Origin of the sequence: Pseudomonas sp. EA_5y_Pfl2_R50, assembly GCF_963970475.1 — a bacterium.
In the GTDB taxonomy this organism is placed as follows: Bacteria; Pseudomonadota; Gammaproteobacteria; order Pseudomonadales; family Pseudomonadaceae; genus Aquipseudomonas.
This window is the reverse complement of sequence record NZ_CAXAPT010000020.1, coordinates 1-20,423: the sequence shown is the minus strand read 5'-3', so window position 1 is coordinate 20,423 and position 20,423 is coordinate 1. Positions and strand designations below refer to the sequence as shown.

General features: G+C 58.8%; 16 protein-coding genes, 1 tRNA gene and 1 pseudogene. 14 read left to right on the top strand and 4 right to left on the bottom strand.

What is annotated here, in order from left to right; genetic code table 11:
- The first annotated feature begins 35 nt into the window (after positions 1–35).
- The 7 genes from apaG to AACY19_RS25230 all read left to right on the top strand — a co-directional run bounded on the left by apaG (position 36) and on the right by AACY19_RS25230 (position 8,122).
- Positions 36–416 carry a Co2+/Mg2+ efflux protein ApaG gene (apaG, locus tag AACY19_RS25260; RefSeq protein WP_339454280.1) on the top strand — a complete coding sequence of 127 codons (381 nt, stop codon included), beginning with the start codon at positions 36–38 and terminating at the stop codon, positions 414–416.
- The gene (locus AACY19_RS25255; protein ID WP_339454279.1) at positions 416–1,297 is read left to right on the top strand and encodes a symmetrical bis(5'-nucleosyl)-tetraphosphatase; all 882 of its coding nucleotides are present in this window, start codon (positions 416–418) and stop codon (positions 1,295–1,297) included. The genes apaG and AACY19_RS25255 overlap by 1 nt, the downstream gene beginning before the upstream one ends.
- A 33-nt stretch (positions 1,298–1,330) precedes the next feature.
- Positions 1,331–1,660: a thiosulfate sulfurtransferase GlpE gene (gene glpE / locus AACY19_RS25250; protein WP_339454278.1), complete on the top strand. Its 330-nt coding sequence runs from the start codon at positions 1,331–1,333 to the stop codon at positions 1,658–1,660.
- A 295-nt stretch (positions 1,661–1,955) separates the two neighbouring features.
- On the top strand, positions 1,956–3,878 hold the full coding sequence (locus AACY19_RS25245; RefSeq protein ID WP_090286853.1) for a PrkA family serine protein kinase: 1,923 nt from the start codon (positions 1,956–1,958) through the stop codon (positions 3,876–3,878).
- A 121-nt stretch (positions 3,879–3,999) separates the two neighbouring features.
- On the top strand, positions 4,000–5,271 hold the full coding sequence (locus AACY19_RS25240) for a YeaH/YhbH family protein (protein ID WP_123454031.1): 1,272 nt from the start codon (positions 4,000–4,002) through the stop codon (positions 5,269–5,271).
- Complete coding sequence (locus AACY19_RS25235; protein ID WP_339454277.1) at positions 5,268–6,830, top strand: SpoVR family protein; 1,563 nt, start codon at positions 5,268–5,270, stop codon at positions 6,828–6,830. Before AACY19_RS25240 ends, AACY19_RS25235 begins: the two co-directional genes overlap by 4 nt.
- Before the next feature lie 62 nt (positions 6,831–6,892).
- Positions 6,893–8,122: a multifunctional CCA addition/repair protein gene (locus AACY19_RS25230; protein ID WP_339454276.1), complete on the top strand. Its 1,230-nt coding sequence runs from the start codon at positions 6,893–6,895 to the stop codon at positions 8,120–8,122.
- Positions 8,123–8,207: 85 nt separating this feature from the next.
- On the opposite strand, the gene folK is transcribed toward AACY19_RS25230, so the two are convergent.
- Together folK and folB are read right to left on the bottom strand one after the other, a co-directional pair.
- Complete coding sequence (folK, locus tag AACY19_RS25225) at positions 8,208–8,726, bottom strand: 2-amino-4-hydroxy-6-hydroxymethyldihydropteridine diphosphokinase (RefSeq protein ID WP_339454275.1); 519 nt, start codon at positions 8,724–8,726, stop codon at positions 8,208–8,210.
- Positions 8,717–9,073: a dihydroneopterin aldolase gene (gene folB, locus AACY19_RS25220; RefSeq protein ID WP_339454274.1), complete on the bottom strand. Its 357-nt coding sequence runs from the start codon at positions 9,071–9,073 to the stop codon at positions 8,717–8,719. The genes folK and folB overlap by 10 nt, the downstream gene beginning before the upstream one ends.
- A 74-nt stretch (positions 9,074–9,147) precedes the next feature.
- Between folB and plsY the strand changes: the two genes are divergently transcribed.
- Positions 9,148–9,717 (top strand): glycerol-3-phosphate 1-O-acyltransferase PlsY, encoded by a 570-nt coding sequence (gene plsY / locus AACY19_RS25215; RefSeq protein ID WP_339454273.1) that lies wholly within the window; start codon positions 9,148–9,150, stop codon positions 9,715–9,717.
- A 23-nt stretch (positions 9,718–9,740) separates the two neighbouring features.
- Here plsY and tsaD read toward each other — a convergent pair whose 3' ends face one another.
- On the bottom strand, positions 9,741–10,766 hold the full coding sequence (tsaD, locus tag AACY19_RS25210; protein WP_339454272.1) for a tRNA (adenosine(37)-N6)-threonylcarbamoyltransferase complex transferase subunit TsaD: 1,026 nt from the start codon (positions 10,764–10,766) through the stop codon (positions 9,741–9,743).
- Between the two features lie 199 nt (positions 10,767–10,965).
- Here tsaD and rpsU point away from each other — a divergent pair, with 199 nt between their 5' ends.
- From rpsU to AACY19_RS25180, 6 genes and pseudogenes are all read left to right on the top strand, one after another.
- A complete protein-coding gene (gene rpsU / locus AACY19_RS25205) occupies positions 10,966–11,181 on the top strand; it encodes a 30S ribosomal protein S21 (RefSeq protein WP_002551877.1) in 216 nt (71 codons plus the stop codon).
- A 484-nt stretch (positions 11,182–11,665) separates the two neighbouring features.
- Entirely contained in the window at positions 11,666–13,630 is a 1,965-nt protein-coding gene (gene dnaG / locus AACY19_RS25200; protein ID WP_339454311.1) for a DNA primase, read from the top strand.
- A gap of 67 nt (positions 13,631–13,697) precedes the next feature.
- Positions 13,698–15,545, top strand: a complete 1,848-nt coding sequence (gene rpoD / locus AACY19_RS25195; RefSeq protein WP_339454271.1) for an RNA polymerase sigma factor RpoD — start codon at positions 13,698–13,700, stop codon at positions 15,543–15,545.
- Positions 15,546–15,671: 126 nt separating this feature from the next.
- Complete coding sequence (locus tag AACY19_RS25190) at positions 15,672–19,418, top strand: bifunctional diguanylate cyclase/phosphodiesterase (RefSeq protein ID WP_339454270.1); 3,747 nt, start codon at positions 15,672–15,674, stop codon at positions 19,416–19,418.
- Between the two features lie 15 nt (positions 19,419–19,433).
- Positions 19,434–19,510, top strand: a tRNA-Ile gene (locus AACY19_RS25185).
- Between the two features lie 105 nt (positions 19,511–19,615).
- Positions 19,616–20,296, top strand: a pseudogene (locus tag AACY19_RS25180) (site-specific integrase); the annotation flags it as partial.
- A gap of 18 nt (positions 20,297–20,314) precedes the next feature.
- On the opposite strand, the gene AACY19_RS25175 reads toward AACY19_RS25180, so the two are convergent.
- Positions 20,315–20,423 (bottom strand): IS3 family transposase (locus AACY19_RS25175; protein WP_146427598.1); only part of this gene is annotated, 109 nt, incomplete at its 5' end.

Genomic DNA, 20,423 nt, shown 5'->3' with positions numbered 1-20,423 from the left:
ACGCCCCGCGTTCCGCTCCGTTTAAGGCCTTTTGCATGTCCGATTCCCGTTACCAGGTCGATGTCAGTGTCGTTACCCACTATCTGGCAGACCAATCGCAACCCGAGCACGACCGCTTCGCCTTCGCCTACACCATCACCGTGCAGAACAATGGCGAACAGCCCGCACGCCTGATGTCGCGGCATTGGGTGATCACCGATGGCGACGGCCATGTCGAAGAAGTGCGCGGCGCCGGCGTCGTCGGCCAGCAACCTTTGATCGACGCCGGCCAAAGTCACACCTACAGCAGCGGCACGGTGATGACCACCAAGGTCGGCACCATGCAGGGCACCTACGAAATGGTTGCCGACGACGGCAAGCATTTCGACGCCATCATCAAACCTTTCCGCCTCGCCGTGCCTGGAGCCTTGCACTGATGACGACGTATGCCGTCGGCGACCTGCAAGGCTGCCTCGAACCGCTCAAGTGCCTGCTCAAGCAAGTAGCGTTCGACACCAAGCTCGATCGTCTGTGGCTGGTCGGTGATCTGGTCAACCGTGGCCCGCAGTCGCTGGAAACCCTGCGCTTTCTTTATGGCATGCGCGAATCGCTGGTCTGCGTACTCGGCAATCACGACCTGCACCTGCTGGCAGCGGCAAAAAACATCGAGCGTTTGAAGAAGTCCGATACCCTGCGCGAGATTCTCGAAGCACCGGACAGCGCCGAACTACTGGAATGGGTGCGTCAGCAAAAGCTCATGCACTACGACGAGCAGCGGGATGTCGCCATGGTCCACGCAGGCATCCCACCGCAGTGGTCGTTACGCCGCGCCTTGAAGTGCGCTGATGAAGTCCAGACGGCCCTGCGAGACGACAACATGCTGCTCGCCTACCTCGACGGCATGTATGGCAACGAACCAGCGAAATGGGACAACGACCTCAAAGGCGTGGCCCGCCTTCGTGTGATCACCAACTATTTCACGCGCATGCGCTTCTGCACCGCAGAAGGCAAACTCGACCTCAAGAGCAAGGAAGGCCTCGAAACTGCCCCGCCCGGCTACAAACCGTGGTTTCAGCACAAGGAGCGCAAGACCAAAGGCCTGCGCATCATCTTCGGTCACTGGGCCGCGCTGGAAGGCGACGTCCACGAACCAGGCATTTCTGCGCTGGACACCGGTTGTGTCTGGGGCGGCAGCCTGACCCTGATGAACGTCGACAGCGGCGAGCGTGTGTCATGCAAATGCGATGAACACGGCGGACTCGCGCCAACCGTCGCACCACTTATCCCCGAAACTTCGCCAGTCAGCGCGCCGCGTTAGACTGCGCTTTCAGCCGAGCAACAGGAAACCGCCATGAGCGAATTCAAACGAATCCCCCCGGAACAGGCCCAGGCCCTGCGCGAGCAAGGTGCCGTGGTGGTCGACGTCCGCGACCCTGCCACTTTTGCGGCGCTGCACATCAGCGGCTCGAAGCATCTGGACAACCATTCGCTGCACGCCTTCATTCAAGGCGCCGACCTCGATGCACCGACCGTCGTCGTCTGCTACCACGGCAATTCCAGCCAAGGGGCTGCGGCTTATCTGGTCGGCCAAGGCTTCTCCGACGTCTACAGCATGGACGGCGGATTCGAGCTCTGGAGAACAATTTATCCTTCGGAAACGGCGCAAGGCACCCCCGAATAATTTTTTTGTAACCCGCAGGCCCCGGCTTCCGTGGGCCGGCGCGGTGGCAGACGAACGGTCTGCCACAACTAATTACGTATCTCGCCTTTACCTCCTGAATTCCCAACTATCCTTAAGCCCAGGCCATCCAAAACAGGGGAGAGCCGGTACACCGGCGCACGGGTCATCGGGAGTGACTTTCAAGGTTATTGACCGCGAAAGTGTTCTGGGGGGTAAACAAGCGACCAGTGCGGTTGCTTGCCAGCATCGACTGAGTGATCCGGCGTCGGCTCCACGTATCGAGCGAGGTGACGTCATGAGTATCTTTAGCCACTTCCAACAACGCTTCGAGTCCACACGCCAGGAAGAATTCTCGCTGCAAGAGTACCTGGAGCTGTGCAAGAAGGACCGCAGTGCCTACGTTTCCGCCGCCGAGCGTCTATTGCTGGCAATCGGTGAGCCAGAGCTGCTCGACACCTCGACCAACTCGAGGCTGTCACGCATCTTCTCCAACAAGGTTATCCGTCGCTATCCGGCCTTTGAAGACTTCCACGGGATGGAAGAATGCATCGACCAGATCGTTTCGTATTTCCGCCACGCCGCCCAGGGCCTGGAAGAGAAGAAGCAGATCCTTTATTTGCTCGGTCCTGTAGGCGGTGGTAAATCATCCCTGGCCGAGAAGCTGAAACAGCTGATTGAAAAAGTGCCCTTCTACGCGATCAAGGGCTCTCCCGTATTCGAGTCGCCGCTGGGTCTGTTCAACGCCACTGAAGATGGTGCGATCCTCGAAGAAGACTTCGGCATTCCACGGCGCTACCTGAACACCATCATGTCGCCGTGGGCGACCAAACGCCTGGCCGAATTCGGCGGCGACATCAGCCAGTTCCGCGTGGTCAAGCTGTACCCGTCGATCCTCAATCAGATCGCCGTGGCCAAGACCGAGCCAGGTGACGAGAACAACCAGGACATCTCGGCGCTGGTGGGCAAGGTCGATATTCGCAAACTCGAGGAATATCCACAGAACGACGCCGATGCCTACAGCTACTCCGGTGCGCTGTGCCGTGCAAACCAGGGCCTGATGGAATTCGTCGAAATGTTCAAGGCACCGATCAAGGTGCTGCACCCTTTGCTGACCGCCACCCAGGAAGGCAACTACAACAGTACCGAAGGCCTCGGCGCGATACCGTTCACCGGCATCCTGCTCGCTCACTCCAACGAATCGGAGTGGCATACCTTCCGCAACAACAAGAACAACGAAGCGTTCATCGACCGGATCTACATCGTCAAAGTGCCGTACTGCCTGCGCGTCAGCGATGAAGTGAAGATCTACGACAAATTGCTGTTCAACAGCTCCCTGGCCAAGGCCCATTGCGCGCCGGACACGCTGAAGATGCTCGCGCAGTTCACCGTGCTGTCACGCCTCAAGGAGCCGGAAAACTCCAACATCTATTCGAAGATGCGCGTCTACGACGGCGAGAACCTCAAGGACACCGATCCCAAGGCCAAGTCGATCCAGGAATACCGCGACTCGGCAGGGGTCGACGAGGGCATGAACGGTCTATCGACCCGCTTCGCGTTCAAGATCCTGTCCAAGGTCTTCAACTTCGACCCCCATGAGATCGCCGCCAACCCGGTGCACCTGCTCTATGTGCTGGAACAGCAGATCGAACAGGAACAGTTCCAGGCCGAAACCCGCGAGCGCTACCTGCGCTACCTGAAAGAATACCTGGCACCGCGTTATATCGAATTCATCGGCAAGGAGATCCAGACGGCCTACCTCGAGTCTTACAGCGAGTACGGTCAGAACATCTTCGACCGCTACGTGCTGTACGCGGACTTCTGGATTCAGGATCAGGAATACCGCGATCCGGAAACCGGCGAGATCCTGAACCGCGTTGCGCTGAACGAAGAACTGGAAAAAATCGAAAAACCGGCGGGCATCAGCAATCCGAAGGATTTCCGCAACGAAATCGTCAACTTCGTCCTGCGCGCCCGGGCCAACAACAACGGCAAGAATCCGACCTGGCTCAGCTACGAAAAACTGCGGGTGGTCATCGAGAAGAAAATGTTCTCGAACACCGAAGACCTGCTGCCAGTCATCAGTTTCAACGCCAAGGCCAGCAAGGAGGATCAACAGAAGCACAACGACTTCGTCACTCGTATGGTCGAGCGCGGCTACACCGACAAACAGGTACGGCTTCTTTCCGAATGGTACCTGCGGGTACGGAAGTCGCAGTGAAGCAGCTGCAAGCTTCTAGCTACAAGCTGCAAGAACAAAGCGCGTAACCCACTGATGCCCGGGAACCTGCTTTTACTTGCAGCTTGAAGTTCACAACTTGAAGCTGCCCGGAGGGCTTCCTATGAGTTATGTGATCGACCGACGTCTCAATGGCAAGAACAAGAGCACGGTGAACCGCCAGCGTTTTCTGCGGCGTTACCGTGACCACATCAAGAAGGCTGTCGAAGAGGCGGTCAGCCGGCGCTCCATTACCGATATGGAGCACGGCGAGCAGATCAGTATTCCCGGTCGCGACATTGACGAACCGGTGCTTCACCACGGCCGCGGCGGCAAGCAGACCGTGGTTCACCCCGGCAACAAGGAATTCACTGCCGGCGAACATATCGCCCGCCCGCCGGGCGGTGGCGGCGGACGCGGACCGGGCAAGGCCGGCAACTCCGGCGAGGGCATGGACGAGTTCGTCTTCCAGATCACCCAGGAAGAGTTCCTCGAATTCATGTTCGAAGACCTCGAACTGCCCAACCTGGTCAAACGCAACCTCAGCGGCACCGACACCTTTAAAACCGTGCGCGCCGGGATCAGCAACGAAGGCAACCCTTCGCGCATCAATATCATCCGTACCCTGCGCTCAGCGCACGCGCGGCGCATCGCCCTGTCCGGCAGCAGCCGCGCGAAACTGCGCGAAGTCAAAGCAGAACTTGAGCGACTAAGACGCGAAGAGCCGGACAACTTCGGCGATATTCAGGAACTCGAGGCAGAAGTCGAAAAACTCAGTGCGCGCATCCATCGCGTACCGTTTCTCGACACCTTCGACCTCAAATACAACCTGCTGATCAAGCAACCGAACCCCAGCTCGAAAGCGGTCATGTTCTGCCTGATGGACGTGTCCGGCTCCATGACCCAGGCGACCAAGGACATCGCCAAGCGCTTTTTCATCCTCTTGTACCTGTTCCTGAAACGGAACTACGACAAGATCGACGTGGTGTTCATCCGCCACCACACCAGCGCCCGAGAAGTCGACGAAGAGGAGTTTTTCTACTCGCGGGAAACCGGCGGCACCATCGTTTCCAGTGCACTGAAGCTGATGCAGGAAATCATGGCCGAGCGCTATCCGAGCAACGAGTGGAACATCTACGCGGCTCAGGCTTCCGATGGTGACAACTGGAACGACGACTCGCCAATCTGCCGCGACATTCTGATCAACCAGATCATGCCGTTTGTGCAGTACTACACTTACGTGGAGATCACCCCGCGTGAACATCAGGCCTTGTGGTATGAGTACGAACGCATCGCCGAAGCCTTTTCTGACACTTTTGCCCAGCAGCAACTGGTCTCGGCCGGGGATATCTATCCGGTCTTCCGTGAACTCTTCCAGCGCAGGTTAGTGACATGACCGCCAAAGAGCAGAAGCGCCAACCCATTTCCACCGGCTCCGAATGGACGTTCGAGCTGATCCAGACCTATGACCGCGAAATCGCCCGGATCGCGGCCCGCTATGCGCTGGACACCTACCCCAACCAGATCGAAGTGATCACTGCCGAACAGATGATGGACGCCTATGCCTCGGTGGGCATGCCGCTGGGTTACCACCACTGGTCCTACGGCAAACACTTCCTCAGCACTGAAAAATCCTACAGCCGTGGGCAGATGGGCCTGGCCTACGAAATAGTGATCAACTCCGATCCGTGCATCGCCTATCTGATGGAAGAAAACACCATCTGCATGCAGGCGCTGGTGGTGGCGCACGCGTGCTACGGCCACAACAGCTTCTTCAAGGGCAATTACCTGTTCCGCACCTGGACGGACGCCAGTTCGATCATTGATTACCTGGTGTTCGCCAAGCAGTACATCATGCAGTGCGAGGAGCGTCATGGCATTGATGCGGTGGAAGATCTGCTCGACTCCTGCCATGCGTTGATGAATTACGGCGTCGACCGCTACAAGCGTCCGTATCCGATTTCCGCCGAAGAGGAACGGCGTCGGCAAAAGGATCGCGAAGAACACATGCAGAAGCAGATCAATGATCTGTGGCGCACCATTCCCAAGGGCGCGGACAAATACAGCGACAAGGACAACGCGCGATTCCCGGCCGAGCCGCAGGAGAACATCCTGTACTTCATCGAGAAACATGCGCCGCTGCTGGAGCCGTGGCAGCGCGAGATTGTGCGGATCGTGCGCAAGATCGCCCAGTACTTTTATCCACAACGGCAGACCCAGGTAATGAACGAAGGCTGGGCCACGTTCTGGCATTACACGCTGATGAACGACCTGTACGACGAAGGCCTGGTCACCGACGGTTTCATGATGGAGTTCCTGACCTCGCACACCAGCGTGGTGTTCCAGCCGGGCTTCGACAGTCCTTATTACAGCGGCATCAACCCCTATGCACTGGGCTTTGCCATGTACCGCGATATCCGGCGCATGTGCGAAGAGCCTACCGAGGAAGATCGTCACTGGTTCCCGGAAATTGCCGGGAGCGACTGGCTGTCGACCATCAAGTTCGCCATGAGCAGCTTCAAGGATGAGAGCTTCATCCTTCAGTACCTGTCGCCCAAAGTGATCCGCGACCTGAAACTGTTCAGCATCATGGATGACGATCAGAAGGACGACTTGTTGGTGCCCGCGATTCACGACGAACCCGGCTACCGGATCATCCGCGAGACCTTGGCCGCGCAGTACAACCTCGGCAACCGCGAACCCAACGTGCAGATCTACAGCATTGATCGGCGTGGCGACCGTTCGCTGACCCTGCGCCATCAACAACACGACCGCAAACCACTGGGCGACTCCACCGAAGAAGTGCTCAAACATCTGCATCGCCTGTGGGGCTTCGACATTCATCTGGAAACCCTGCAAGGCGACCAGATCATGAAAACCCATCACGTTCCACCACGCAGTGAACACAGCGAAGGCGATTACGGCCGGCTCGATCTGGCCGTGATTCATCTTTGATCCGGTTCCGGCCTCCGAAAGTCTGACGCAAGGGTTATCCTGTCGGACTGACGGAGGTTTTTATGCAGATTTACAAGGTTGGCGGCGCAGTACGTGATCGCTTGTTGGGATTACCGGTTACCGATGTCGACCGGGTCGTGGTGGGCGCCACCACTGAAGAAATGCTCGCCCAGGGGTTTCGCCCGGTCGGCGCGGATTTCCCGGTGTTTCTTCACCCCAAAAGCGGTGAGGAATACGCACTCGCCCGTACCGAACGCAAAAGCGGTCGCGGTTACGGCGGTTTCACGTTCTACGCGAGTCCGGAAGTCACGCTTGAAGAAGACCTGATTCGCCGCGACCTGACGATCAACGCCATGGCCGAGGACGATCAGCTCAACGTGACCGATCCGTACCATGGCCAGCGCGACCTCGAGGCACGAATCCTTCGCCATGTTTCCCCGGCGTTCGCCGAAGATCCGCTGCGAGTGCTGCGCGTTGCCCGGTTTGCTGCGCGTTACGCGGGACTGGGCTTCACGGTCGCCGACGAGACCATGGAATTGATGCGTCAGCTCAGTGAGTCCGGCGAACTGCAGGCGCTGACTGCCGAGCGCAGCTGGAAGGAGATTTCCCGGGCACTGATGGAAGACCATCCACAGGTGTTCATCCAGGTCTTGCGCGACTGTGGCGCACTCAAAGAGCTAATGCCGGAAGTCGACGCCTTGTTCGGCGTGCCGCAGCCAGAGACCCATCACCCGGAAATCGACACAGGCCTGCACACCCTGAGCGTGCTGGAGCAATCAGCCTTGCACAAACAACCACTGACGGTGCGCTGGGCCTGCCTGCTGCACGACTTGGGCAAAGGCCTGACGCCGGAAGAAGAATGGCCCCGGCATATCGCTCATGAGCGCACCGGGCTGAAGCTGATCAAAGCGGTCAACGAGCGCTTCAAGGCGCCGAAGGATTGCCAGGAACTGGCCTTGCTCGTTGGCAAGTTTCACACCCACGGGCACCGCGCCCTGGAGTTGAAGGCTTCGACGTTGCTGGAATTGCTACAGAGCTTCGATGTGTACCGCCGACCGCAGCGTTTCGAAGAGTTTATCGCCGCGTGCGAGATGGACGCCCGTGGCCGCAAGGGCCTGGAGCAGCGCAGTTATCCACAGGCGGATTATTTGCGCGCAGCGGCGAACGCTGCGCGAGCGGTGGCGGTGCAGCCGTTGCTGGAGAAGGGATTCAAAGGCCCGGAACTGGGCGAAGCGCTGAAGCGGGAACGACTAAAGGCGTTGAAAGCCTACAAAGAGGCGGCGACAGCCTGATAAAAAGCTTTGCGAGCAGGCTCGCTCCCACAGGAGACCTCGATCCAATGTGAGAGCGAGCCTGCTCGCGAAAACGTAAGTCAGATCAACGCAAATCTGCAGGGGTTAATTGCTCCCCCCGCCACTCGAACTCCACCGGCGCCAACACCTGATCAATCTGAGCCTCAGCCCACAACATCGCAAAGCTCTTGCCCACCCCCGGATGCACCCGATCCGGAGCAATCAACGACAGCGGCCACAGCACGAAAGCATTTTTCAGAATTTCCGCTCGCGGCAATACCAACCCGTCGAAATTCCCCACAAGATCGCCATACAGCAGCACATCGATATCCAGCGGCAAACCCTTGCGATCCGGGGCGTAGCGGCCGTTATCCGCCTCGATGAACTTCAAGCGACGATCCAGTTCCATCAACGGCAGGTCGGTATACGCCGACACCACGAAGTTGAAGAACGGGCCGCTCTTGATCCCTACTGGCTGGCTTTCGAACACCGCCGAGCAACGGATATCCACCAGAAATGCGGCCAGCGCTTCAAGACCGGCACGCAAATGAGTTTCGCGCTCGATATTGCTACCGAGCCCGAGGTAGACCTGAGTCAGCGACATCCGCGCTCGATCTCCACACCGACACCGCCCTTGGCAGCCGGAACCGCGCCGGGCTTGGTCAGCTTCAGGCGCACCCAGGTGATGTTGAATTCGCTCATCAGCACTTCGACGAGACGCTCGGCAAAGGTCTCGACCAACTGGAACTGCGCCTGCTCGGCAAACGCCATGATCCGCGTGGAAACACTGGCATAGTCGAGCGCCAGGGTCAGGTCATCACCGGCGGCGGCCGGGCGGTTGTCCCAGGCGAAGCTCAGATCAAGGCGCAGGCACTGTCGGATGCCGCGCTCCCAGTCGTAGGCACCGATGACGGTATCGACTTCCAGGCCCTCGATAAACACTCTGTCCAAGCACTTCTCTCCGCTGCACGACAAGGGCGCGATGCGCCGTTAGAATCAGGGCGTCCTCGCCCGGAATAGTTAGCATGTTTTGGTTACTGGCGACTTTCGCCTACCTGCTCGGCTCGCTGTCCTTCGCCATTTTGCTCAGCCGCCTGACCGGAAATCCGGACCCGCGAATGAGTGGCTCGGGTAATGCCGGCGCCACCAACATGCTGCGCCTGGCCGGTCGCAAACTGGCGATCCTGACCCTGCTGGGTGATCTGTGCAAAGGCCTGGTGCCGGTGCTTGTCGCAGCAGCGGCGGGCCTTTCGCTACAGGATCAGGCCTGGATCGGCGTGTGCGCCGTGATCGGTCACCTGTTCCCACTGTACTTCCGCTTTCGTGGCGGCAAGGGTGTCGCCACCGCCGCCGGCATGCTGCTCGGCCTGTATCCTCCGGCCGCACTGCTGGCCGTGTGCGCCTGGCTGCTGACGTTCTACCTGACCCGCACCAGCTCGCTGGCTGCGCTGATCGCCACGCCGCTGACCCTGCCATTGCTGGCCTGGCAGGAACCGGAGGCGCTGCTGCCGATGAGCGCGCTTACGCTGCTGATCGTCTGGCGCCACCGCGGCAATCTACGCGACCTGTTTGCCGGGCGCGAACGGCATTTTTAAATACCGCACCTGAGCGCCGCTCATCACAACGCCGACAACTGCTCCATCGGCCAGCGCGCCTGCACGCTGATCGCCAGACTTTCGTGCTGACCGGCCTTCAAGCGCTGGCAACCGGCAAAAGCGATCATCGCGCCGTTATCAGTGCAGAACTCCGGACGGGCATAAAACACATCGCCCTTCATGTCGCCGAGCATTTTCTCCAGCGAAACGCGCAAAGCCTTGTTGGCGCTGACGCCGCCAGCAATTACCAGGCGCTTCATGCCCGCCTGCTTCAAGGCACGCTTGCACTTGATGGTCAAAGTCTCCACCACGGCCTGCTGGAACGCCAGCGCGATGTCGCAACGGGCTTGCTCGCTGTCGTCCCCGGCGCTGACACATTGCTGCCAGGTATTGAGGGCGAAGGTCTTCAAGCCGCTAAAGCTGAAATCCAGGCCCGGCCGATCACACATCGGACGCGGGAAGGTGAAACGCCCTGCGACGCCCCTCTCGGCCAGTTTGGCGATTTCCGGTCCGCCCGGATAATTGAGGCCCATCATCTTCGCGGTTTTGTCGAAGGCTTCGCCGGCAGCATCGTCGAGGGTCTCGCCGAGCAGGCTGTATTGGCCGATGCCATCGACCTGAACCAACTGGGTGTGACCGCCGGAGACCAACAAAGCGACGAACGGGAATTGCGGCGGTTTTGGCTCGAGCATCGGCGCGAGCAAATGCCCTTCCATGTGGTGCACGCCGAGCGCCGGAATGCCCCAGGCGAACGCCAGCGCCTGAGCGCAGGATGCGCCGACCAGCAACGCCCCAACCAGGCCAGGACCCGCGGTGTAGGCGATGGCATCGATCTCCGTGGGCACGCAGTCCGCCTCGGCCAACACCTGACGAATCAAGGGCAGCATGCGTTTGACGTGGTCACGGGAGGCGAGCTCCGGCACCACACCGCCGTAGACACGGTGCAGGTCGATCTGACTGAACAGCGCGTCGGCCAACAGACCGCGCTCACTGTCATATAATGCGACGCCGGTTTCGTCGCAGGAGGTTTCTAATCCCAGTACTAGCATGGGTTTGCGCCTTGTTTAGGCTGAATTCGAAGGCGCGCATAATAGTCGCCACGTGATGCCCCGACCAGCGGTTTTCGATCAGAGGCTTTGCATTCCGAGCGATGAGGGGTTAACATCCGCAACCCTTAAAAACCGACGTCTTCAAGTGCTCTTTTGCCGCGAGGATGTTGACCCCGGTAATGAATGAAGGTAGCTCTGGATGCCAGCCGTCAAAGTTAAAGAGAACGAACCCTTCGACGTAGCTCTGCGTCGTTTCAAGCGCTCCTGCGAAAAAGCCGGTGTACTGGCTGAAGTTCGTAGCCGCGAATTTTACGAGAAGCCAACTTCTGAGCGTAAGCGCAAAGCAGCAGCCGCTGTTAAGCGTCACGCCAAGAAAGTTCAGCGCGAACAGCGCCGCGCCGTTCGTCTGTACTAATACACAGACGATCGTAGCAAGCTTCTTGCCTAAGCCCGGCCCTCAGCCGGGCTAATGGCATTTGCGTAAAACGCTTGATGCTTCAATGTCGAAGCCGCACACGCGACCGAGACAAATCTGCTTTACACGTCAGACCTGGCTTTTTTGCCAGCGGTGCACGTCTTTTCTGACGAGCCTTTCAAGGCTACTGACGAGCACACCCACTGATTCCTCTTACGACGATCAGCCCAAGGCACCTGCATGCGTGCCCGCTTTATTGAGCTATCCGAGGCCATGACCGGCCATCAGCGGATTCAGCGCAACACTTTCAGATAGTCGAAGACTGATAGGTACTAACGTCAGTGGATTTTCGGCAGATACACTTCCCGACAGCGATTACGCAGACGACACAGGTCGAGCCGCACCTTTTGCGCGCTTCAAACAACGACCCGTGTCCAACAGCCTTACGCATCGGACCTATTGCAGCGCAGACGACGAGAACGCCATGGCCGGGCTGATTCCCCAGAGCTTCATTGACGACCTGCTGAACCGCACCGACATCGTCGACGTGGTCAGCTCGCGCGTGCAATTGAAGAAGGCCGGCAAGAACTACACCGCCTGTTGCCCGTTTCACAAAGAGAAAACCCCGTCGTTCAGCGTCAGCCCCGACAAGCAGTTCTATTACTGCTTCGGCTGCGGCGCCGGCGGTAATGCCCTCGGCTTTCTCATGGATCACGACAACCTGGACTTCCCCCAGGCTGTCGAAGATCTGGCCAAAGCGGCCGGCATGGAAATCCCCCGCGAAGAAAGCGGCCGCGAGCGCAAGCCACGGCAACCGACCGATTCGCCGCTTTACCCGCTGCTCACCGCCGCCGCTGACTTTTACAAGCAGGCCCTCAAGAGCCATCCCGCCCGCAAGGCTGCCGTGGATTACCTCAAGGGCCGTGGCCTGACCGGCGAGATAGCCCGGGACTTCGGCCTCGGTTTCGCACCGCCGGGCTGGGACAATCTGTTCAAGCACCTGAGCAGCGATACGCTTCAGCAAAAAGCCATGATCGACGCCGGACTGCTGATCGAGAACGCCGAAACCGGCAAACGCTATGACCGCTTCCGTGATCGCGTGATGTTCCCGATCCGCGACACTCGCGGCCGGATCATCGCATTCGGCGGTCGCGTACTCGGCGACGACAAGCCGAAATACCTGAACTCACCGGAAACCCCGGTATTCCATAAAGGCCAGGAACTCTACGGCCTCTATGAAGCACGCAAGAACAACCGCAACCTCGACGAAATCATCGTCGTCGAGGGCTATATGGACGTCATCGCCCTCGCCCAGCAAGGTCTGAAGAATGCCGTCGCGACGCTGGGCACGGCGACCAGTGAAGAGCATTTGAAGCGCCTGTTCCGTGTCGTGCCGAACGTACTGTTCTGCTTCGACGGCGACCAGGCTGGCCGCAATGCCGCTTGGCGCGCACTGGAAGCAACACTTCCGTGCCTGCAGGACGGACGCCGCGCGCGCTTTTTGTTTCTGCCCGAAGGCGAAGACCCGGACACCTTGATCCGCACCGAAGGCACCGACGCCTTCAAGGCACGAATCAATCAGCATGCGCAGCCACTGGCGGATTATTTCTTCCAGCAATTGACCGAAGAATCAGACCCGCGCTCGCTCGAAGGCAAGGCGCACATGGCCACCCTCGCCGCACCGCTGATCGATAAGGTGCCGGGGGCCAACCTGCGCATCCTGATGCGTCAGCGCCTGACCGAAATCACCGGACTGAGCAGCGAGACCGTCAGCCAGCTGGCGCAAAGCGCGCCGCAGGAAGCGCCGCCCGCCTATGATCCGGGCATCGATTACGACGCAATGCCGGACTACAGCGACTACCATCAGCCGCAGGCACAGGACATGTATGTGCCGCAGCAGGAGTGGACGCCAAAGAAACCCGGCGCAGGCGGCAAGAAGTGGGACAAGAAGCCGTGGGACAAGAACGGCAAACGCGGGGGCGAGCGTGATCAGCAACGTCCGCGCACACCGATTGGCGTCGAATCACCGACCCTGACCGCCCTGCGCACACTGCTCCACCACCCGCAACTGGCCGAGCGCGTCGAGGACGCCGGGCACATTGCCGACGAGAATCAGACCAATGCCCAGCTACTCGTGGCCCTGCTCGAAGCCGTACAGAAGAATCCCAAGCTAAACTCGTTTCAGTTGATCGCGCGATGGCACGGCACTGAACAGGGTCGCTTGCTGAAGGCGCTGGCGGAAAAGGAGTGGCTGATTGACGGAGATAACCTTGAACAACAGTTTTTCGACACCATTACTAGCTTGTCAGCCCGCCAACGCGAGCGAAATCTTGAACAGTTACTCAGGAAAGCCCGTCAAAGCGAACTGAGCATCGAAGAGAAAAATCAACTGCGCGACCTTCTAAGTCGCAATGTTTCCGCATCAAACCCGACCTCAACTGGCGCGTGAGGTCATAGCTCAGGTATAATCCTCGGCTTGTTTTTTGCCCGCCAAGACCTTCAGTGGATAGGGTGTTATGTCCGGAAAAGCGCAACAGCAGTCTCGTATTATTGAGTTGATCAAACTGGGTCGTGAGCAGAAGTATCTGACTTACGCCGAGGTCAACGACCACCTGCCCGAGGATATTTCAGATCCAGAGCAGGTGGAAGACATCATCCGCATGATTAACGACATGGGGATCCCCGTACACGAGAGTGCTCCGGATGCGGACGCCCTTATGTTGGCCGACGCCGATACCGACGAGGCCGCTGCGGAAGAAGCAGCCGCTGCGTTGGCGGCGGTGGAGACCGACATCGGTCGCACCACTGACCCGGTGCGCATGTACATGCGTGAAATGGGTACGGTCGAGCTTCTGACTCGTGAAGGCGAAATCGAAATCGCCAAGCGGATCGAAGAAGGCATCCGTGAAGTGATGAGCGCAATTGCGCACTTCCCTGGCACGGTTGACCACATTCTCTCCGAGTACACTCGTGTCACCACCGAAGGTGGTCGCCTGTCCGACGTTCTGAGCGGTTATATCGACCCGGACGACGGCATTGCACCGCCTGCGGCAGAAGTGCCGCCGCCAATCGATGCGAAAGCCGCGAAAGCCGACGACGACACCGACGACGATGACGCCGAATCTTCCGATGACGAAGAAGAAGCCGAAAGCGGTCCGGACCCCGTCATCGCTGCCCAGCGCTTTGGCGCCGTGGCTGATCAGATGGAAATCACTCGCAAGGCGCTGAAAAAGCACGGTCGCAACAACAAGGCAGCGATTGCCGAGTTGCTCGCACTGGCCGAGCTGTTCATGCCGATCAAACTGGTGCCGAAGCAATTCGAAGGCCTGGTCGAGCGTGTTCGCAGTGCTCTGGATCGTCTGCGTCAGCAAGAGCGCGCGATCATGCAGCTGTGCGTGCGTGATGCACGCATGCCACGCGCCGATTTCCTGCGTCAGTTCCCGGGCAACGAAGTCGACGAAAGCTGGTCCGACGCCCTGGCCAAAGGCAAGAGCAAGTACGCCGAAGCCATTGGTCGCGTTCAGCCGGACATCCTCCGTTGCCAGCAGAAACTGATCGCGCTGGAAACCGAGACCGGTCTGACCATCGCTGAAATCAAGGACATCAACCGTCGCATGTCGATCGGTGAGGCCAAGGCCCGCCGCGCGAAGAAAGAAATGGTTGAAGCCAACCTGCGTCTGGTGATCTCGATTGCCAAGAAATACACCAACCGCGGCCTGCAATTCCTTGATCTGATCCAGGAAGGCAACATCGGCCTGATGAAGGCGGTGGACAAGTTCGAATACCGTCGTGGTTACAAGTTCTCGACCTATGCAACCTGGTGGATTCGTCAGGCGATCACTCGCTCGATCGCCGACCAGGCCCGCACCATCCGTATTCCGGTGCACATGATCGAGACGATCAACAAGCTCAACCGTATTTCCCGGCAGATGTTGCAGGAAATGGGTCGCGAACCGACCCCGGAAGAGCTGGGCGAACGCATGGAAATGCCTGAGGACAAGATCCGCAAGGTATTGAAGATCGCTAAAGAGCCGATCTCCATGGAAACGCCAATCGGTGATGACGAAGACTCCCATCTGGGTGACTTCATCGAAGACTCGACGATGCAGTCGCCAATCGATGTCGCCACTGTTGAGAGCCTCAAAGAAGCGACTCGCGAAGTGCTGTCCGGCCTTACTGCCCGTGAAGCCAAAGTACTGCGCATGCGTTTCGGTATCGACATGAACACCGACCACACACTCGAAGAAGTGGGCAAACAGTTTGACGTAACGCGTGAGCGGATTCGTCAGATCGAAGCCAAGGCGCTGCGCAAGCTGCGCCACCCGACGCGAAGCGAGCATCTGCGCTCCTTCCTCGACGAGTGATACCAGAACCCCCGGCCCAGGCCGGGGGTTTTGTTTATATGGCAGATTAAATCCTTCGCGACGCCCCTCCCCCGCATACCCCGTCTACACTCGAAACAATCATCCCCGAGCCATAACGAGAGCGTTATGCCCAGACTGGCGTCCGTGCTTTTTTTGCTGTCACTGATGATCTGGACCGCAACGGCTGACGCGCTGACTCTGACCGATGAAGAACGTAGCTGGCTGGCGGCTCACCCGGACTTGCGCCTGGGTGTTGATGCGTCGTGGCCGCCCTTTGAATACCGCGACGACCAGAACCGCTATCAAGGGCTGGCGGCCGACTATATCGACGTGATCCGCGAACGCCTGGCGATCAAATTGACGCCCATCGAGCCAGTGAGCTGGACGGTTGTCCTGGAACAGGTCAAGCAAGGCCAAATCGACCTGCTGCCGGGGATCATGTCCACACCTGAGCGGCAGAACTACCTGGCGTTCACACGACCCTACCTTGATTTTCCGATTGTCATACTCGCCCACATTGGTGGTGCGCAGCCGCGCAAGCTGAATGACCTGTACGGCCTGAAAATCGCCGTGGTCGAAAACTACGCCCCTCACGAACTGCTGCGTACCCATCACCCCGATTTTAATCTGGTTGCCATGCCCAACGTCAGTTCGGCGCTGCAGGCGCTGGCCACTGATGAGGTGGACGCGGTAGTCGGCGATCTGGCTTCCAGCGTCTGGAGCCTGCGCCAGCTCAAGCTTGATGGTTTGTACGTCAGCGGCGAAACGCCCTATCGCTATCAACTGGCCATGGCCGTGCCCCGCGACAACAAGGTGCTCGTCGGTATTCTCGACAAAGTCCTCGCGGACATGAGCCCTGATGAAATCAGCAGTATTCAGGAGCATTGGGTCGGCAACGTCCTCGATCACCGGACATTCTGGTCGGATCTGCTGATCTACGGTTTGCCAGGGCTGTTATTGCTGGTGACGATCCTCGCCGTGGTCATCCGCATCAATCGTCGCCTGAGCTCGGAAATCGCCCGGCGCATTGACCTCGAGCAGGAACTGCGCAGCAGCGAGTACCACTATCGCGGCCTGGTCGAGAGCTTGTCGGCTATCGCCTGGGAAGCGCGGATGAGCGACTTCACCTATAGCTATGTGTCGCCCCACGCCGAGGATTTGCTTGGTTATCCGCAGTCGCACTGGCTGATTCCGGGCTTCTGGCACAACATCATTCACCCGGCTGACCTGACTCGCACGCAAAGCTACTGCAAAGAGGCGTTGCGCGAAGGCCGCGATCACATCGTAGACTACCGGGTGATCACCGCCGATGGCCGCTGTCTGTGGGTGCGCGACATCGTCAGCCTGATCGAACACGGCCACGAACCGGTGATGCGCGGACTGATGATCGACATCAGCGAAATCAAGCGCACCGAAGAAGCCTTGCGGCTGTCGGAGCAGAAGTTCGCCTCGGTGTTCCAGCAGTGCCCGGATATTCTGGTGATCGCCCGTTTGTCCGACGGCTGCCTGCTGGAGGTGAACGAGGCGTTTGAAGAACAGATCGGCCTGAAAGCAACAGACGTCATAGGCCAGACCGCCACCAATCTCAATATATGGGGGATTCCCGGTGTCGGCCCGGGCCTGCTGCAACGCCTGCAGGCCGGCAGCATCCGCAACCTGGAAATGCCCTTTCGCCGCAACAATGGCCAACTGTTCACCGGCCTGATTTCCGCCGAGCCCTTCGACCTCGACACCACGCCTGCACTGGTGGTCGTGGTGCGTGACATCACCCAGCTCAAGGAAACCCAGCAACAACTGCAGACCTCCGAAGAGAAGTTTGCCAAGGCCTTCCACGCCTCACCGGACGGCTTGTTGCTGTCGCGCCAGAGCGACGGACTGCTGCTTGAGGTCAACGAAGGTTTCAGCCGCATAACCGGGTTCAACAGCGCGATGTCAGTGGACCGTTCGGCGCTGGACCTAGGGATTTGGGTCAACCTCAACGAGCGCAAGCAGATGCTCGACCTGCTGCACCGCGATGGCTTCGTCCGCGACTTCACCTGCCATATCCGCCGCAGCGACGGGCAGATTCGTCTCTGCGAAGTCTCCAGCCGGCCGCTGCCAATCGGTGATGAAGACTGCATGCTGACCATCGCCCGCGACATCACTGAACGCCATCTGATGCAGGAAAAACTGCAACAGGCAGCGACCGTATTCGAGAGCACCGCCGAAGGCGTACTGATTACCGACACCCAGCAGCACATCAGCGCGGTCAATCGGGCCTTCACCGAGATTACCGGCTACAGCGAAAGCGAAGCGCTCGGCCATACCCCGCGCCTGCTTGCCTCCGGCCTGCATGACAGCGCTTTCTATGCGGCGATGTGGCACCAATTGACTGACGAAGGTCACTGGCAGGGCGAAATATCCAACCGGCGTAAAAACGGCGAGTTGTACCCGAGCTGGCTGACCATCAGCGCCGTGCGCAACCGTGACAAGTTCATTACTCACTTTGTCGCGGTGTTTGCCGACATTTCCAGCCTCAAGCACGCGCAGGCCAAGCTCGATTATCAGGCGCACCACGACCCGCTGACCGGCCTGCCCAATCGCACCCTGTTCGAAAGTCGTTTGCTCACCGCGCTTAATAATCAGCAGGAAAACGGTGGCCAGGGCGCCGTGCTGTTCCTCGATCTGGACCGCTTCAAGCACATCAACGACAGCCTCGGCCACCCGGTTGGCGACCTGCTGCTCAAGGGCATTGCCGTGCGTCTCAAGGAGCAACTGCGCGATATCGACACGGTGGCGCGGTTGGGCGGCGATGAATTCATCATCCTCTTGCCAGGCCTGCAACAGGCCAGTGATGCCGACAATATCGCCACCAAGCTGCTCAACTGCTTCGGTGCGCCCTTCCAGGCCGGCGAACACGAGTTTTTCATCAGCGCCAGCATTGGCACCAGCCTCTACCCGCGCGACGGTTGCGACGTCGCTACTCTGGTGAAAAACGCTGACGCGGCAATGTACCGCTCCAAAGCCAAGGGCCGTAACCGCGTCGAGAGCTACACCCGCGACCTCACCGCCCAGGCCATCGAGCGCGTGGCACTGGAGCATGAACTGCGCCGCGCCATCGAGCGCGACGAACTGTTTCTCTACTACCAACCGAAGATCAGCCTCGACGACCATCGTCTGGTCGGTGCCGAAGCGCTGATCCGCTGGCGGCACCCGACCTTTGGCGACGTGCCGCCGGAGCACTTCATTCCGCTTGCCGAAGAGAACGGCATGATCCTGCAGATCGGCGATTGGGTGCTGGAGACCGCGTGCCGGCAAATGTTCGAATGGAACCAGGTCTACGACAGCCTCGGGCCGCTCTCGGTGAACCTCGCCGGCGCACAACTGCGCCAGCCAAACCTGCTCGGACGCATCGAACAACTGCTCAAGGAAAACCGGCTGATGCCGGATTTACTGCAACTGGAAATTACCGAGAATTTCATCATGAGTCAGGCCGAAGAGGCGCTGGCCGTGCTCCACCAGCTCAAACACCTTGGCGTGCAACTGGCAATCGACGACTTCGGCACCGGCTATTCTTCGCTCAGTTACCTCAAGCGCCTGCCGCTGGACATCCTCAAGATCGACCAGTCGTTCGTCCGCGGCCTGCCCGACGACCCCCACGACGCAGCGATTGTCAGGGCCATCATTGCCCTCGGTCGCAGCATGCAATTCACCGTCATTGCCGAAGGCGTAGAAACCCAGGCCCAGCAACAATTCCTCGCTGCTGAAGGCTGCGAGCAGATCCAGGGCTACATCGTCAGCCTGCCGCTGCCACCCGAAGAATTCGCCGCGACGTTTCTGCATGTAACCATATCGGATTATTCGGATAGCACAGCCGAGAAACCGTCGCTATAATCCGCGACCTACTGAGGGCCTATAGCTCAGTTGGTTAGAGCAGAGGACTCATAATCCTTTGGTCCACGGTTCAAGTCCGTGTGGGCCCACCATATAAACCAAGGGCTGCAGCAATGCTGCAGTTTCGAGAGGGTGTTTTGGAATGCCTCCGAGGTACAGTTTCGGTACAGTCCGTGCCGATGTCTTCGGAGAACAGCATGGCAACTCTCGTAAAAACCCCATCAGGAACCTGGAAAGCGGTCATCCGAAAAGTCGGATGGCCGACAGCGTCCAAAACGTTTCGCACCAAACGCGATGCAGAGGATTGGTCACGTCGAACCGAAGACGAGATGGTCAGAGGTGTCTACATCCAGCGCAGCGGATCAGAGCGGATGACCCTAGAAGCGGCGCTGAAGCGTTATCTGTCTGAGGTCACTCCTACCAAAAAGCCTTCTACTCAGAATGGCGAAGCAAGCAAGGCAAAAAAGCTCACTACCGAGCTGGGTAAATACTCCCTTGCAGCCCTCTCCAGCGAAATCATCGCAGCCTACCGTGACAAGCGACTGTCTCAGCCCGCAGCCCGCAAGCGCACATTGACCAGCAACAACACCGTTCGGCTTGAGTTGGCGCTCTTGGGACATCTTTACTCAACGGCAATCAAAGAATGGGGGCTCGGCCTCACATTCAATCCAGTTGCGAGCATTCGGAAGCCCAAGCCTGGAAAGGGTCGAGAGCGGCGTTTTGTAGGGGACGAAGGGGACCGGTTTCTAGGTGCTGCTGATGCGCATAGCAACCCTATGCTCGGATGGATGGCGCGAATCGCCGTGGAAACGACCATGCGCTCATCTGAGATTGCCACGCTTACGCTCTCCCAAGTGGATCTCAAAAAACGGGTCGTCTGAATCGCCCCGGATTCTCTAGACACCTTGCAAGCTCATTGCGTAACGCTTTTCAAACTCTACCGGTGACAGCTGATTGTTGAAACCATGGCGGCGTTTTACGTTGTAGAACATCTCGATGTAATCA

Excerpts from the sequence above, each read along its gene's own strand:
- apaG (WP_339454280.1), top strand. The coding sequence starts at position 36 with ATGTCCGATTCCCGTTACCAGGTCGATGTCAGTGTCGTTACCCACTAT.
- AACY19_RS25255 (WP_339454279.1), top strand. The coding sequence starts at position 416 with ATGACGACGTATGCCGTCGGCGACCTGCAAGGCTGCCTCGAACCGCTC.
- glpE (WP_339454278.1), top strand. The coding sequence starts at position 1,331 with ATGAGCGAATTCAAACGAATCCCCCCGGAACAGGCCCAGGCCCTGCGC.
- AACY19_RS25245 (WP_090286853.1), top strand. The coding sequence starts at position 1,956 with ATGAGTATCTTTAGCCACTTCCAACAACGCTTCGAGTCCACACGCCAG.
- AACY19_RS25240 (WP_123454031.1), top strand. The coding sequence starts at position 4,000 with ATGAGTTATGTGATCGACCGACGTCTCAATGGCAAGAACAAGAGCACG.
- AACY19_RS25235 (WP_339454277.1), top strand. The coding sequence starts at position 5,268 with ATGACCGCCAAAGAGCAGAAGCGCCAACCCATTTCCACCGGCTCCGAA.
- AACY19_RS25230 (WP_339454276.1), top strand. The coding sequence starts at position 6,893 with ATGCAGATTTACAAGGTTGGCGGCGCAGTACGTGATCGCTTGTTGGGA.
- folK (WP_339454275.1), bottom strand. The coding sequence starts at position 8,726 with ATGTCGCTGACTCAGGTCTACCTCGGGCTCGGTAGCAATATCGAGCGC.
- plsY (WP_339454273.1), top strand. The coding sequence starts at position 9,148 with ATGTTTTGGTTACTGGCGACTTTCGCCTACCTGCTCGGCTCGCTGTCC.
- tsaD (WP_339454272.1), bottom strand. The coding sequence starts at position 10,766 with ATGCTAGTACTGGGATTAGAAACCTCCTGCGACGAAACCGGCGTCGCA.
- rpsU (WP_002551877.1), top strand. The coding sequence starts at position 10,966 with ATGCCAGCCGTCAAAGTTAAAGAGAACGAACCCTTCGACGTAGCTCTG.
- dnaG (WP_339454311.1), top strand. The coding sequence starts at position 11,666 with ATGGCCGGGCTGATTCCCCAGAGCTTCATTGACGACCTGCTGAACCGC.
- rpoD (WP_339454271.1), top strand. The coding sequence starts at position 13,698 with ATGTCCGGAAAAGCGCAACAGCAGTCTCGTATTATTGAGTTGATCAAA.
- AACY19_RS25190 (WP_339454270.1), top strand. The coding sequence starts at position 15,672 with ATGCCCAGACTGGCGTCCGTGCTTTTTTTGCTGTCACTGATGATCTGG.